Here is a 15,670-nt window from a genome sequence, read left to right as displayed (position 1 = left end):
TTGCTGGTAGGTATCTAATTACTATTATTCATAAGTCATGCTAAAATTAGCAGTCGCCTTGAAATCACCTTCTGCGACTTGCTTACCAGTAGCCTGTTTAACCCAGGAAGTGAAACGCAGCGTGTTATCGCCTTTCGTGATATTGATAAGCTCAGTAGGATTATTGTAATTAATGTCTTTACCATAACCATTGATGACTATAGCAGTGTTAGCAGGACCGGCTGTTTCTAACTCATTAGCTGTACCGGTAACAGTACTACCCGTGAAATTAACAGCAACGCCTTTTTTAACATTGGTTACATCGCAGTTAACCAGATTGATCAGCACCGGGCGAGCATCAGAAGTACCACCGCTGGCGAGATGGGATTTAGAAATCAGACCAAAGTCGATAGTTTGATTGGCTGTTTCTTGCGTGATACCGCACGGTGCTTCGATCACTTTACCCTGAAAGTGAACGGTTCCTTCTCCGGCAGTTGCATTTACCGCAACAGCAGATAGCGCAACAGCCAGTGCGATAGCGCTTTTATTCATGCAAGAACCCATTTTTTTACCAAACTTAAACATCATTTACTCCTATGATTACATCAAAGATACTGGCTCAATAGTGGCCAGAAATAGAAATTATTTATTCACAAACATATGCGCAGAAAGACAGCGCGGAATAGTACCGGGACCAGATGCTTCTGTTTCCCGCTATACTGAAATTCTTTATTAATTACTTCTGATTTGCTTACGTTGTTTATCAGCGTACTTAATTACCCCGATTTTCAGATAACTGCTAAATAAACAGCGCCCTCTTCATATCAATACTTTTTTGTGCTGTCACAGGTAACAACAACTTTTGTAACAGCATAATATTTCATATCTGTAGTATTATTTCATTCGTCAGAATCCTGTATATTTAAATCTGTCACCATGATATGGGTGATTGATAATGTCTATTATTGCTATTTTTACGTAAAAGTGAATATCTAAATAATTCATATACATTCTGAAAAATTGAATCTTAAGGGAAATTTTATAGCGGAGATGCGTGAACACAGAAACCGTCACTGTGACAGAATATATAAGCAGTTAGTGTCTGCATATTCTTTGCGGAGTTTACTAAAACACCCTGACAGATTTAATTGATTATTTTTCGCACTACTAGTCAGATGTGCAGACCAATTGATATATGAAGGAATACAGGTTATTAACCTGTACCAGTTTTTATATTCATAACAATCTCTATTTGTAAAGAGTTGTGTCATTATTAACATATTAAACGTGATATAACAGATTATATGCTATTATTCATAGTTAAGCGTATAAGTAGCCTGCGCAGAAATTGACCCAGGAGTAGGACTTCCAGAAGCGTAAAGAGAAACTCTCTGTTTAATTACTTCTGTTTCCCCGGAACTTTGTATTACTGTATTTTGTTGCCCAAGCTTGCCAATACCATCCTGAAAAAGCACCAGAACATCTTTTGCTGTCCCTCGATTGATCACACAACTTTGCAAATAAGAATGTTTGTCTGTACTGTCATAAGTAATACCTACTTTTGTTCCTGGTGTACATTTCAGCTCAATATTTATATAACGATCTGTATCCGGAATGGTACCCGTAAGGGAGCTCAGATTTTTATTCACTACTGTGCCAAAAGAGATAACTTTATCCGCATTACCAACAATATCGCAACTATGTGTAGAACCTGTTATCCTGGTAGGAACTGTATTACTGACAGAAAAGGCAGAGTGTTTAACCGAAAACTGTTCCGCACCAATAGTCATATACGCGCCGGTCAATAGATCCCCAGAGCGTGGTGAACTGTTTGTTTTAATAAGCTGGACAGTCACAGTTGTTGTACCTTGCATCCAAACTCCGTATCCAGATGCCTGAGCAGAATATCCAGGTGTTGGAACATTATTAAGCGGAATTGTGACAACATTTGGCGCATGAGTTATTGTTTTTAGTCCAACACCCGGAATATTTGTATCTATAATATAATTATTAATGGGATTGCCAGAAAAAACGGAATAATCATACCCCGTATATATACGGTAGTATTCGCTTCCTGTACACTCAGCTATTCGTGGAGAGTCAGTCGCCACGGTTACTGCCATGGTATAAAATGGAGAACCTACTGGGGTAGAGTCTGGTACAACCAAAGAAGATGGTAAACTAAAATTTATCGTCTTGGTAGCCATAAAACTGGTACATGCTGCAAAACTTTTACATGAAATAAAAAGAGAAATGCTTATCACCAACAAGCTTATTGTTTTATCCATAAAACACCTGTCTGTAAACAGTTATCACCCGAACAGCATAACAAACTGGTATACCAGATATATATTAGTTAAACGCCGTCATTCATAATTCAGTGTATAAGTAGCCTGAGCAGAAATGGACCCCGGAGTAGGACTCCCATAAGCGTAAAGAGAAACTCTCTGTTTAATTACTTCTGTTTCCCCGGAACTTTGTATTACTGTATTTTGTTGCCCAAGCTTGCCAATACCATCCTGAAAAAGTACCAGAACATCTTTTGCTGTCCCTCGATTGATCACACTACTTTGCAAATAAGAATGTTTGTCTGTACTGTCATAAGTAATACCTACTTTTGTTCCTGGTGTACATTTCAGTTCAATATTTATATAACGATCTGTGTCAGGAATGGTACCCGTAAGGGAGCTCAGATTTTTATTCACTACTGTGCCAAAAGAGATGACTTTATCCGCATTACCAATAATATTGCAAGTTGCATTAACTATTTTAACAACACCACGACTTACTATTCTGTCAAGCCAAAACTGGTCATCCGTTGATTTCCATCCAACCCGCATAAACTCACCGGCATTTAATTCCCCGGCCCCTACTGGATCGCTTGTTTTTATTAACTGAACATCAACAAATACATCACCACTATAATGCCAGTATCCATATGATTGCTTTATGGAAGATGCTGGAGTTGGAAGGTTATTCATTGATTCCGCATAACTTTTTAACGTAATTATCGTTTTCAAGCCTATTCCGGGTATATTTGTTTGTATAATATTATTATTAATTAAATTTGCAGAAAATGGCGTATAGGCATAAGTTGTTTCAAACCCTCCATACATACCAGATCCAGTACAATCATTTATAATTACCACCGCTGGTCCAGAATACATATTCACTCGTTGCGATGGATATATTAAACTGCCGACACTGAGATCTCCTTTTACAACTATCTCCGAAGGCAAACTAAACTCTGTCGTTGTAAAATTTCTAACCTGATTACACTTAGCATAAACACCGGATGTGACTAAGCACGCGAAAATAATTATTATCAACATCCCTGGATTTTTATACATAAAACACCTGTCTGTAAACAGTAATCTCCCGAGCAACATAACAAACTGGTATACCAGATATATATTAGTTAAACGCCGTCATTCATAATTCAGTGTATAGTTAGCCTGTGCGGAAATCGTGCCTGCACTGAATGCGTCTGTTGTCCTGTACAAACTGACTGTCTGTTTGATCACTTCCGATTCATTGGCACTGTTTATTACCATGTTTTGCTGCCCCAGCTCACCGATATTATCAAAATATACCACCACTCCCTTTGCTGTTCCCCGGTTTGTCACAGCATTTCTATAGTTCAGATCCTTGTCTGAACTGTCATAAGTAACAGCAACTTTGGTACCTGCGTTACATTTCAGTTCAACCGATAATTCACGCTCAGAGCCAGGAATGGCCGTATTTGAAAGAGTACTCAGATTTTTATTCACTACTGTGCCAAAAGAGATGACTTTATCCGCATTACCAACCACTTCACAGCCGGGGGTAACAATTATTGTCGAGGCCGTTTGCGCTTCCTGGAAATAATAATTTGTTCCATTGGCATGGACATATAGCCTGATCAGTCCGATGGTGGTTTTATTTATTACCCCCCCCTGGGTAACATCTCCTGTTTTTATTATCTCATACAGGACAGACATTGAACTGACTTGATACCGCCAGGAGGTAGTAAAATTCGTTGTAACTCTTGGCCCGTCACCCTCCAGGATAATATCCTGCCCCCCCAAATTTATATTTAAATTCGCAGGCGTTGTCGTGACTGTCCAGGATGTCGTGGTTCTGACACCAATGCCAGGAACATCTGTATCAATCACCCCATTCTTAATGGGGTGATTGATATACGCCGTGTTGTCAAATGAAGTATAAAATTGATTAGTAACATTTCCCGTACATTCTATATAACCCGTATTATTGTTTAAGTAGCCACGTACAGAAAAAAGCACCGTCCCAACACTGGTATTTTTGCGAACCAGCAGTGTCGAAGGTCCACCGATATTAGTTCTCGGAAATCCATCCAGTTTTTCAGTACAATCCGCCCTGCATTCAACTGAAATTAACATAAAGATCATTCCCCCAAAGATACCAAACCCTTTATTCATAAAAAGCCCTGCTTTAAATAATTACTATCTGCATTGCAGATTGAATTGATATACTGAAGCGTCTTTTTTATCTGCAAGAGAATAAGGGGTAGTACAATTCTTAGAGCTTCCATTACCCCATTTTGCTGTCAGGGTTCCGTCTGTCGTTAACCCGGTTAAATAAACCTCGCCGTTATCACCAACAATAGATGCATTATTCTCTTCCCCGTTCACAGTAACCATTGCGCCAAAAGGAACATAGCTGCCATTTATTGTTTTAAGTTGTACCAGCGCACGTTTGCCACGAAATGCCGTAAACTCAGCCAGCACAACGGCCCCTGCATCCGGCACAAGCTGTACCATAGAGTAAGGGATGGCCACATCATCACTTAACGACTGAGTATTAATACTAATTGTATTATTTCTGTAGGCCATCAGCGAAGGCACTACCGTATAGCCGCGCCAGTCGGTACTGGTTGTCGAATTATTAACCTGAATACCCGCTTCACCCGGTATCCTCACAAGTGCCGCTGGCGTCATCTGGCCACTGATTGGCTGCGCCAGTGTTAACCCCCACGGATGCAACATGACACCACCACGCACCCCATAATTCAGACGCTGTGTTTTGTGGCTGTAATTATACCCGCCGTTGATATCACCATAGGCACCGGTATAACCCACGCTTGCATTACCGCTATAACCTACACCTTTTGTGCCATAACTTTGTGAGACCGAATAACTCAATTGATTATTTTCCAGCGCCGAGCCAAAAATCCCCACCTGATGGTTAGCATAGCCATCGCTGCCGGTGTTGACGCTGTAGCTTGCCCAACTGGAGGGCAAAAAACGCGATAACGGAACATTTACACTCAGTGCAAACTGATGGTCATCACCGGAATAGGGACGCCGCGAATGAGTATAATTCAGGTTATATCCTATTCCCTGCCAGTTGTTACTGTAGCCGCTGCTAAAGTGGTCTTCATTTCCTGTGCTCCGCCAGTAATTTTCCCGAAACCAGGTTAAATACAATGAACCCCAGTTATCTCCTGGCATCCGCTGCTGAATATTAACCTGCCAGCGGCTCTTGCGTCTGTAGTCCTGCAAATATGGTGATTCTCTGTAATTCACATATTCGCTGAAAGTGTAATAATCACGGGTGGAATAACGATAGGCTGCCAGCGTCAGGGTAGAACCTGTTTCAAGCATATTTTTTGAATATTGCAGGCGATAAGACTGACCCTGTTGATGCGACTGATTATCCCGTTTTGTTCGCACGACCGTGACATCAGAGGAGAGTGCCCCCCATTTCCCTATATCAATACCGGTACCGAGCGCAAAAGACTGATAGTTACTGGCAAGCTGACTGCCACCATAACCGGTGATATTGCCCGGAAAACCATACATAAGCGAGAACTGGCCGAACTCCGGCTCATCTCCCTGGCCATATTGCCGGTATTGGCCTGCGCTGAATGCATAGCGATATTGCCCCTCACGCAATAATACCGCAAGGCTGGAATACGCCACCGTAAACCGAGTTGTTCTGCCATTGTCTTCCGTGACAGAGACTTCCAGATCACCGTTACCACCACCGGGCGGTAAATCGGTAATTTCAAACGGTCCTGCGGGCACCCAGGTTTCATAAATCAGAGAATCATTTTGCCTGACCGCGACTTTTGCGCTGCTCGCTGCAATGCCACGGATAACGGGGGCAAAGCTACGCATATTATCTGGCCACATTCCGTCTTCTGTGGCGAGCTGCGCCCCGGTAAAAGATACACTGTCAAATACATCTGAAGGCGTATGCATCTGGCCAATGGCCAAACGGCTTTCCCAGGAGGCAATATCACGTAATAGCACCGTTTCATTGTTATTCCAGTGCCGGATGATTTTTTCCTCACCATTAACCTTCTGACGATCCCAGCTTCCACTCCCTGTGTTACGTAGGCGCCATTTGCCAAGATTAAGGCCATTATTCAGGCTCAAAAACAGGCTATTAGTACCGGCGGCGCCCTCATTTTTTGTATGAGCGCCGCTAAGACCATAAGTACTGAAAAAAACCGGCAGACCATCCAGCCACCGGGAACTGTCCACCAGGCCACGAAGGTTTTTATTCATATACAATTGCGGTACAGAAATATAAAGTTTCTGTATTGCAAATTCAAAAACGGTTTTTGCATCAGGAACATAATTTGCCAGAGGCTGGCTGAGCGCCACATCTTTCGGTAAATTCTGCAGTCCGGGGATCCGGTCAATCAAAATCCCCCAGCTTGCTAGTTGTGCAGGAGTAAGCAACGGCTGCAGGGTATCCCCCATAGTTACAAAGGTGATACTCTGGCTACCCTTCGGGTCATTATTTACTGCTATGTCAACCAGATATGTGCCGGGTAGCTGCTTACCTTGTTGTTCAAAAATAGTAAGATCAACCGCCGATCTGGATGCTGTGTTGGGAAATTCAATGGCTGCCGGGTCGAAGTAGACATCTTCAGCCCCGGCGTTAGCTATCATGCCTTGTGTAGCAACCAGGGCAAAAAAGTGATGTACGTTGCGGGAGAGTCGCATTATTTGATCTCACTTTTTATTTTTTCCGAAGCCGAGGCATAGTCATTCAGATACGTCCATTCAGCCACGGTACCCGTTGCTTCTGCTGGCAATAAATAACGCGCCTCACCTTTAGGGGGCACCATTATAAAATCTGTATTTACTTTTATTGCTCCAACCCGTAATTCCCCAAAAGTAATGAAAAATGGTGTGGGGTTTTTTACAATAAGCGTACTGCCTGAACGGGTAAAAGAGAGACCAGAAAAATCCTCTTCTTCATACGACTTTACCAGCTTCGCCGGGCGGTAGAATAATTTTATTCTGTTTTTTAAAACCACCCGCAGAATATTTTTCATCGCCGTATCTTTATTCGTTCCCGGAATAGCTTTAACGTTCAGCCAAAAAACCGATTCACGATCTTCTGGTAACCCACCACCAACCCTGACAATCCGGATCGCGTTCTCTTTTCCTGGTTCAAGTCTAAATAGAGGCGGGATAACAATAAATGGCAGTTTCTTTCCGGATGGTTTCCCCCCTAATTCACCTGCATCATCAACAAACGATTGTATAAGGTGTGGGGTGGTATCCTTTTCATCGCTATAAACAATTAATGAGGTATCTTTTTTTCCACCATCAAATATAACACGGGTACCACTAATGCTGACCCCTGCCTGAGCACAAGAAATAAAAAATAAAAAAACGATCCCCAAGAACACGCGTTGCATAGACAAGGCCTTATGGAGGAATATAAATTACTGGTACGGCCCGGAGTATTCCCTCCGGGCGTTGGTTAATTTACTGGTAATTCATTGTGTAATTCACGACGGTCTGGAATCTACCTTGCGAAACGTCGTTCTGAGCTTTGGTTGCAACAAATTGCGCCGTATAATCAAGTTGTGTCTGTTGATTCGCGACATTAACAAATGTGGTAGTTGAACCAGGAGTTACCGCAGTTGCATTGTCAAGAATCTTCAAGGCAACGCCACCTGCGGCAAGCTGGCCACCACCAGGCGTGAACGTATTTTTAAACGCTGTTGCATCGTCAGTATCAGCTGTACCTTCCAGCGTAACGGCTACCTGTGTGACTTCAGTTGGGCAACTTGTTACTGCAAAAGAAATCGGCTTTTGACTCAAAATATCGCCTGCGTTGGTTACTTTGAGTCTTGAGTGAACGCCCATTTCAACCACAAGATTTTGCCCGGCAGCTGTACCAGGGGATGCTAAGTTAACCTGGCACGATGTATTCGTAATCTGTCCATTAAACGTTATCGTACCATCGGCAGCATACACTGAGGAAGAAATAAGGCCACCCAGTACTGAGGCCAGTGCTATTGCTGTAATATCCTTTTTCATAGCTATATCCTTAAAGCGATTATTAAAGCATATTGAATCTTGGAAGATTCACTAAGAAACAGCATGCATGTTTTATGCTGCTTCTTAGTGAACAGCATGAAGCATGGCTGCTAATCTTAGTTTGCTAATACCTACGGATCATTAATTATGAATATCAATGCAACAGCAGCTTTTTAAATTATAAAAAATTTATTAATTAAATATTTTTTATGAATATAGCATTAGTCATACTTAGTGCCAAATAAAAGTTTCTGATAACACTTCTCTTTGAGACATATTAAGAATATTAAGAACACATCAAAAATAAAAGCTAATAAATAAGATATTGTCTTGGTGGGAGTGTAATGAATTCGTGGAGTGGGCGGGAGTGGGAAATAAAAAAGCATCGGGGTGCCCCCTATCTTCCCCCGGATATAATTTTGATGGGATTAGTTTTGACCCTGACCCCGAATCTGATCCAGCCGTAATCGGAATAACCGGCTTCAATCTGGCTGCATATTCTGGCAACCGGCAGACTTCTCAGCAAATTCAGATGGCGTCATCCAGCCCAGTGCAGAATGGGGACGCCTCTGGTTATAGAGTATGCGCCAGTCCTCGATTTTGCACCGCGCATCCTCCAGCGGCATGAACCAGTTCTCGTTCAGGCACTCCTGACGCAACCTGCCGTTGAAGGACTCCATCGTCGCATTATCTGTTGGCGTTCCCGGGCGCGAGAAGTCAATACGTATCCCCCGTTCATACACCCACCTGTCCAGCATCTTTCCTGCAAATTCAGACCCGTTATCAGTTTTCAGCAACTGGGGTAAGGGACGTCTGAGCGCAATGGTGTTCAGCATCCCTGCAACCTCCGCAGAGCGGAGATTCTGGCCCACGCAGATCCCTGGACATTCGCGCGTGTAGAGAGCAATCACCGTCAGCAGACGTAACCGGCGGCCGTCAAACAGCGCATCGGAGACAAAATCCATACCCCAGACATGATTCGGATACAGAACCTGAGGCTGTGGCTGGCAGCGCTGTGCCGATTTATTCCGGTGGGGACGTTTGAGACGCAGGAACAGGCCCTGCTCACGTCAGAGACGGTAAATGCGTTTATGGCTATCCCGCCAGCCCTCCCGCCTGAGCAGGATGTGAACCCGCCGGTAACCGTAATGCACACGGCTTTCCGTGATCTCACGGATGCGCAGGCGCAGGGCACTGTCATCGGCCGCCACGAAGCGGTAACGAAACGAACTGCGGCTGACCCGCAGCGCAAAACAGACCTGCAGCTCCCGGCCCCATTCACGCAGCCGTGCCAGCGTCAGTTCTTTTTTGCCAGCACGTCCTGCAGCATCGCCTGGTCGGGGCTCAGATCGGCCACCCGTTTCTTCAGCCGCAGATTTTCCTCTTCCAGCTGGCGCATGTGCTTCAGCTCTGAGGGTGAAATACCGCCGTATTTCTTGCGCCACGTACAGAACGTGGCATCGGAAATACCAGGCTTACGGCAGACCTCCGGCACCGGCGTACCCAGCTCAGCCTGCTTCAGGGCAAAGACAATCTGCTCTTCGGTGAATCGTGATTTTTTCATCGGCACAACCTCCGTTCAGGGAAGTATGGATCATGCCGGAATTCTGTTTCTGAATGGCGCAGGATTTCGGGTCAGGGTCAGTTTTTCAATGCCTTAAGACTTGCTGAACGATGATGTATGAATAAATAACACTCCTTTCCTTTACGTATTATTGAGTGCTCAAGATAACCAATCGACTCGAGTTGTTGTAGTGCCTGTTTTATGATCCGGTTTTGCTCTTTTACCGGCGATAACAAAGAAAGTCGCGCCCGGATCCTTCCAAAAGACACAGGTGCGGGATTCAACGGAAGGCTTTCAATAAAAGTATACATGGCTTGGGCAACCTCTTTGCGCGTGAGAGCCGTTATAGGTTTATAACGCAGCAATACGGTGTAGTCCGTTTGATACAGCTCCCATAAACGAGGGTCTGCTTCAAGTTCAACGTTATCGCTTTCATAATCAAATCCACCCGTTTTCAACAAACCAGTGACCGCGACACGCCTAGGACCACCTCCTCCGGTTTTAGTGAATGTAATCGTTTTACCGCGAATACGTGATAATGCATCAGCAATGTTCTGCCGAAGACGACGATCGAATCGCTTTGATTCAAAACAACTCATCTGAGCGAATTCACGAAAAGAAAGTGAGATACTATTTGTTCTTAAACCATACTTACTAAAGGCTTGTATCACTCCAATCCAGACCTTGAAGTCAATAGCCATGCTAAGGCGCTCACCCGTAATGCGTATATTGTCATATCCCTCCCGACGTGAAAATTCCAAATCTTTTAACTCTGACGATGCATCAATCGAAACTATTTCACCTCTGTCAGAGCGGCTGGAAGGTACAAATACATTAAGGCGCATTAAAGCAACTGGTTGAACAGTCGCTTTAGTTGTTACTGTGAGTTTATGGTTATCAGCCTCTGCATCCTTACCAAGAACATCGCTAATAAAGATCTTACTATTCAACAGAATATCATCCCTTACCAGTGAGCAATATCATCGGTTGATAAACACCGCCTTTTCCCTTTTCGACACACCCCCTCCCCGTTTCGACACACTTTTTTCCCTTTTCGACACACTTTTTCCCCGTTTCGACACACCTTTTTCCCGTTTCGACACACCCGATATTACCGCGAAGCCTTATCAGATCTGTGCTTGCGCGATGCCAGGATCATTTAGGATCAATAGGGTTAATTAGGATTAACTATTGGATCTGGTCAGTGGATATGTGGATAACTACCCAGAATAGCCTTCTCCTATGGTTTTATTTCCCCCACATAAAAATTCAGAACAAAATAAAATAATCAAATTTAGTCTCTATAAACAAGTTTTGAAGCTATTAACTTTTTTAATCATCAATCTCTAAAATTACGAATAAGTACAACTTACTCTCAAAAAATTTATCAAACAGAATATGTTCACTAAAAGAGAGAAGAACCGCATCTAAAGACGTAAGAAAATCATCCGATGACTCAATAACAAGCATCCGATACGTTACTTTTTGAAGTTTTAAAAATTAACCAGAAAAAATCCGAACAAATTACGTGGTGCAGAAAAAGCTAAGTTTTAAAAAAACATCTCGATTAACATCATCCAATATTTAACAAAACAAATCATTGCATACAATATGTTTAACAACCAAGAACCAAAAAAGTCTTAACGATGAAATACAGAGACATAATCCATTATCTCAACAATCAGAATTTCCAGCACTGTGAATCAATACGGAAAGATGTTCAAAACAATTAGGTGTTACTAATCACCTCCTGATTAACCTGGAAAGAAAATATTTCCTCAAAATTTTTGAAGAAAACCATGAATCGTATACCAATCAATCTCTTCCTGAAAAACGAAACCAGCTTTCTTATTGAAAGAAATCATAATTTTGCAAAAATTACTGTTATGAATCTACCTCATCTAAGCAAGTCAGAATTGACTGTACTGTACTACTTGCTTTGGGGAATGACAGTATCCGAAATAAGTATACTAAAGAAGAAAAAAGCTCAAACCATTTCGATCCAAAAGAAAAAACTATACAGCAAATTAGGTGTATTAAACGACCTTACTTTGTACAGAGATTTAATTATCCAGGGGAGAGTCAAAATTGAAAAAAACATATAACCATGAAAAATCATGGAGTAATAATTTATGCTAATCATTATATACGGAGAAAACACTTATGAAAAACTCGGGATACAGTCTATTATCAATGAGTTGGGTTACAACTCTATAATAACGAGTCAGTTAAGCGATCTATCCAAAGGAGAGAAAGTAATTCTCGCAGCAAGTAGCATACCATTAATGGGGTGGTGCGATAAAATGCTGAATGCGGAAATTGCAGCACTTAAAACTAAAAAAGAAGTGCTTATCTTGTCACCATCAAAAATAAAAAAAATAAATTTCAAAAGCAGCCCTTTTTTTGTTGATGGAGAAAGGAGCTTGCCTACGCTTAAAAAACTAATTCGGGAATTTCTTACAATCAGGAAAAATTTGCTGTAATGGGCAATCCTTGATTACTGCACAAAGAAGAACTTCGCAATCTGACATTGGTAACATTAAGAACTTAAACTTTGAACCCATAACTCAACCTGAGATGTAAAATTGGATATCGAAATTGTGAATGCAGTCGTTAGGTGGATAGACAGTAATTGTGATAAACCACTAAAAATCAAAGAAATCGCAGACTATACAGGGTATTCGCAAAGACATATTCACAATATGTTCAAAAAAATAGTCGGAACAACTTTAGGGAAGTACATCCGACAACAGCGATTATGTATCGCAGCGACAAAACTAAAAATGACATCACAGCCTATTATACAGATTGCATACCAACTAAATTACGACTCTCAACAATCTTTTTGCAGAGAATTTAAAAAAATGTTCCGAGTACCACCAAACACCTTCAGAAAGCAAGATTTATGGGACTTCTCTTCCTATATAGTACCTTTTGAATTCGACTTACCAGAACTACCGAAGATTCTGTTTGATAATCTTAATGAGCAAAAATTATTTGGTTATGAAGTAAATTATGACACATGTTTTACACATCACATTAATGAGATCAATCCGTTACATATTGAGCTTATCATAAAAAACTTTGAAATATATCAAGATACTATATTCAGTCTGGTTGATAAACGCCCCTCACACACTAACAAAAACTTAGTATCTGTGACCGCTTTTATAGGCACAAAAAATTCGGGACATCGTCCCCATCAATGTCTTTTGCAGAAAAATATAACGCCGGGTTTATACCTCAAAACAACGTTTTACGGAACATGGAAAGAATATGGCATTTTAATTTCCAGACTATATCGCCACGTTCTTCCTGGTTACAAGTTAAAGAGAAGGAATGCAAGGGATATAGAAGTATTTAATTATTCTGATGAAATTTCATTAAGTGATACAGCTCTTTTTTATTGTGATTATTACATCCCTGTCATTAGGTAAATGTTACTTTATTGTAATAAATTATTTATTTCATATAATGATACGCTAAGCCATACACCATAAAATTTAGAGGACTTTAATGCGGTATGCTATTTTGTTATTTATTGTGATTTTTTTATCCAATATAATACTTTGGTTTTTTTTTGATATTTTACAATGTTATCTTTTTGATTTTATAATAAATGTCATTCCAGACGATTGGCTGTTATATATAATTTGGCTTTTTTATTTTTCCATAAACACACTTACAGGAGGTAATGCATTGTTTTAAAAATCAAAGTGTTCTAACACAACTATATATCTTGAAATAAATCAAGAATATTAACTTGCCCCTAAAGAAAGAGATATCAACATCGGTTTTGACTGATGCTTATTTTTATCTGCCAGAAATAGCATTTATATATCCAGCTAATACGATCGATAGTGCTTTTATTTTAAGCATAATTAACAAAAATGGCTTTTCATCTTCACATATAATAACAGGGAGAAGTTTCAGTATCTATTGTTTCAGTCTGGGACTAACTAAGTTTAGTAGTGAAACACTATACATAAAAATGTACTTCCCTTGTATGTAAAAACGTTGTAGTTTTAAGCTTATCACTTTCTATCAAAAATTTATCCGATGGTACCATGTAGTAATATCATTACCCGAACCAGTAAAATTAATATAAGCAGGGGAAGTAAAAAATATCTGACTAAATAAAATTTGCCTCGAATATGACTTCATGACAGGACCGACAGAGTATTGTTGCATATATTACGCTTGTTTAGTACTTTGCGGTTGTGGGGGGCGTCTGTATGAATATATCCACAGACAGAAAAAGTAATGTGAAATATTTATACATATTCAAAATATCAGGCAGTGAACAAACACTCATAAAATAGCGTTTTGGCATTAAAAATTTATAATCTTAAAATTTAATCACATTTAATGGTTCTTGTAAAAGAAAAAAAGCCTCCGGCACAAATTAGGAGGCAAAATAATATATATTGATTAATTTTATTTTTTAGCGCAAACGGATAAGTTCACACCGCCTTTATATACCATAAAATTGTAATTTTTGCATATTTTTTTATGCACATATAAAAACATCAAAGACACAAAATTTAACACACCAATTGATATTGGTTATCATTTTCTTGGGTCGGTAAGAGCATTATACGTTCTGTGTTGATTTTTCCGGTCGAATAAGTCGCTCCACGCCATGCTCAAAAGCCTGCTGGTCCAGTGTACGGCAGAACGCCCCCTGACCTGTTCTAATCGTTGCCAGATAGCCACGGGATATGACCCTGACCCCGAATATGTGCGTCCTGAACGCTCGATTTGCTAAAAGTAGCAGTCACTCTCAAACATTCTTCGTGAAATCAGCCACGCAGGTCAGGCTCACGATCCTTCGCGCAGTGGTCAGTTCATCCATAACGAAACCCAACGATTAGGTAAGATTAGGGACTTCAGGAGGGCGAAGCGAAAAGCGTTCTGTTGCCACTCCTTTACTATTTTACCGGCATTTTACTTCAGATACTTTCAGCCATTAAGTTTCTTGCACCAGTCAATAGAATGGTATACCTCCCTTCTCTGCGGTTAACTGTACGAAATATGCTCAGCAGAAGAGTCACCATAAATATCGTATTTCTGGGTATTGATCTGGCAAATCTCTTTCAGCTCCGTGGGGTTTAGCCAGGCCGGCAAGCCGGTTTATTCAAAACGTACGGGGCGAAAAGAACTGCTCCAGACAGTGGTGAATATTCCGGCCCGTCTGATTGGGATCGAAGCGTCCACAGGGCATTTTACTGGTAACGTGAGTTTGAGAAACTGGGGCATAAAGTAAAGGTCATCAGCCCTCAGTATGTAAAACCTTTTGTCCGTGGGTAAAAAATGACGACAATGATGCGCGAGCGATAGCTGTGGCTCTGATGCAATCTACGATGCTGTTTGTTCCGCCGAAAAGCCCTGAACAGCAGGATATTCAGCCCCTGCACTGTGCAAGGCAGTATATTGTCAATCACCGTACTGCGGCAGTCTCAAGAGTTCGTCGTGCTGTTCCTCTTATCACTGAAGATGTTGAAAATGGTCTGAGTCCCCTTATGCGCAGAACGACTGCAGAACTCAGTGATCTCTTTAACGACCTTGGTCGTCGTATAAACTTTTTTGATAAAGAAATCGATGTTGTGTTCATGCAATCAGAAACCTGTCAGCGTATCCTTCTGAGTCGTTGATAATACTGGTTTTCATATTCTGTCGGTGACATCTGACCGCCAGAACCATGCCGGCGTTTACTGTTATAAAACATTTCGATGTAATCAAAAATATCGCTGCGGGCTTCTTCCCGCGTTCCGTAGACCTTTTCTTTATCCGTTCGCGCTTCAGGAGCTGGAAAAAG

At 41.3% G+C, this 15,670-nt stretch carries 11 protein-coding genes and 3 pseudogenes; 4 read left to right on the top strand and 10 right to left on the bottom strand.

Annotated features, from left to right (window positions below):
- Positions 1-24: 24 nt before the first annotated feature.
- The 9 genes and pseudogenes from ACTU3N_RS01620 to ACTU3N_RS01580 all read right to left on the bottom strand — a co-directional run bounded on the left by ACTU3N_RS01620 (position 25) and on the right by ACTU3N_RS01580 (position 10,802).
- Positions 25-567, bottom strand: a complete 543-nt coding sequence (locus tag ACTU3N_RS01620) for a fimbrial protein (protein ID WP_443084401.1) — start codon at positions 565-567, stop codon at positions 25-27.
- A gap of 722 nt (positions 568-1,289) precedes the next feature.
- The gene (locus ACTU3N_RS01615) at positions 1,290-2,267 is read right to left on the bottom strand and encodes a fimbrial protein (RefSeq protein WP_443084400.1); all 978 of its coding nucleotides are present in this window, start codon (positions 2,265-2,267) and stop codon (positions 1,290-1,292) included.
- 78 nt (positions 2,268-2,345) lie between these two features.
- Entirely contained in the window at positions 2,346-3,329 is a 984-nt protein-coding gene (locus ACTU3N_RS01610) for a fimbrial protein (protein ID WP_443084399.1), read from the bottom strand.
- A 78-nt stretch (positions 3,330-3,407) separates the two neighbouring features.
- Positions 3,408-4,418 carry a fimbrial protein gene (locus ACTU3N_RS01605; protein ID WP_443084398.1) on the bottom strand — a complete coding sequence of 337 codons (1,011 nt, stop codon included), beginning with the start codon at positions 4,416-4,418 and terminating at the stop codon, positions 3,408-3,410.
- 24 nt (positions 4,419-4,442) lie between these two features.
- Positions 4,443-6,956: a fimbria/pilus outer membrane usher protein gene (locus tag ACTU3N_RS01600; RefSeq protein ID WP_443084397.1), complete on the bottom strand. Its 2,514-nt coding sequence runs from the start codon at positions 6,954-6,956 to the stop codon at positions 4,443-4,445.
- Positions 6,956-7,660, bottom strand: a complete 705-nt coding sequence (locus ACTU3N_RS01595; protein ID WP_443084396.1) for a fimbrial biogenesis chaperone — start codon at positions 7,658-7,660, stop codon at positions 6,956-6,958. Before ACTU3N_RS01595 ends, ACTU3N_RS01600 begins: the two co-directional genes overlap by 1 nt.
- 70 nt (positions 7,661-7,730) lie before the next feature.
- Entirely contained in the window at positions 7,731-8,288 is a 558-nt protein-coding gene (locus ACTU3N_RS01590; RefSeq protein WP_443084395.1) for a fimbrial protein, read from the bottom strand.
- A gap of 482 nt (positions 8,289-8,770) precedes the next feature.
- Positions 8,771-9,852 (bottom strand): annotated as a pseudogene (locus ACTU3N_RS01585) (IS3 family transposase).
- A 77-nt stretch (positions 9,853-9,929) separates the two neighbouring features.
- Positions 9,930-10,802 carry a RepB family plasmid replication initiator protein gene (locus ACTU3N_RS01580; RefSeq protein ID WP_443084394.1) on the bottom strand — a complete coding sequence of 291 codons (873 nt, stop codon included), beginning with the start codon at positions 10,800-10,802 and terminating at the stop codon, positions 9,930-9,932.
- 849 nt (positions 10,803-11,651) lie between these two features.
- Here ACTU3N_RS01580 and ACTU3N_RS01575 point away from each other — a divergent pair.
- The 4 genes and pseudogenes from ACTU3N_RS01575 to ACTU3N_RS01560 form a co-directional block, all read left to right on the top strand.
- On the top strand, positions 11,652-11,957 hold the full coding sequence (locus tag ACTU3N_RS01575; RefSeq protein WP_443084393.1) for a helix-turn-helix transcriptional regulator: 306 nt from the start codon (positions 11,652-11,654) through the stop codon (positions 11,955-11,957).
- Between the two features lie 27 nt (positions 11,958-11,984).
- Entirely contained in the window at positions 11,985-12,335 is a 351-nt protein-coding gene (locus tag ACTU3N_RS01570) for a hypothetical protein (RefSeq protein WP_443084392.1), read from the top strand.
- Positions 12,336-12,437: 102 nt separating this feature from the next.
- Positions 12,438-13,289, top strand: coding sequence for a helix-turn-helix domain-containing protein (locus ACTU3N_RS01565; protein ID WP_443084391.1), 852 nt, complete (start codon positions 12,438-12,440; stop codon positions 13,287-13,289).
- Positions 13,290-14,907: 1,618 nt separating this feature from the next.
- Positions 14,908-15,491, top strand: a pseudogene (locus ACTU3N_RS01560) (IS110 family transposase); the annotation flags it as partial.
- Here the strand turns inward: ACTU3N_RS01560 and ACTU3N_RS01555 are convergent.
- A pseudogene (locus ACTU3N_RS01555) lies at positions 15,482-15,670 on the bottom strand (IS3 family transposase); the annotation flags it as partial. The pseudogenes ACTU3N_RS01560 and ACTU3N_RS01555 overlap by 10 nt on opposite strands.

The organism is Vagococcus sp. WN89Y (assembly GCF_052220145.1).
GTDB lineage: Bacteria > Pseudomonadota > Gammaproteobacteria > Enterobacterales > Enterobacteriaceae > Kosakonia.
The sequence above is the reverse complement of the archived record's forward strand: the minus strand, read 5'-3'. Positions and strand labels throughout refer to the sequence as shown.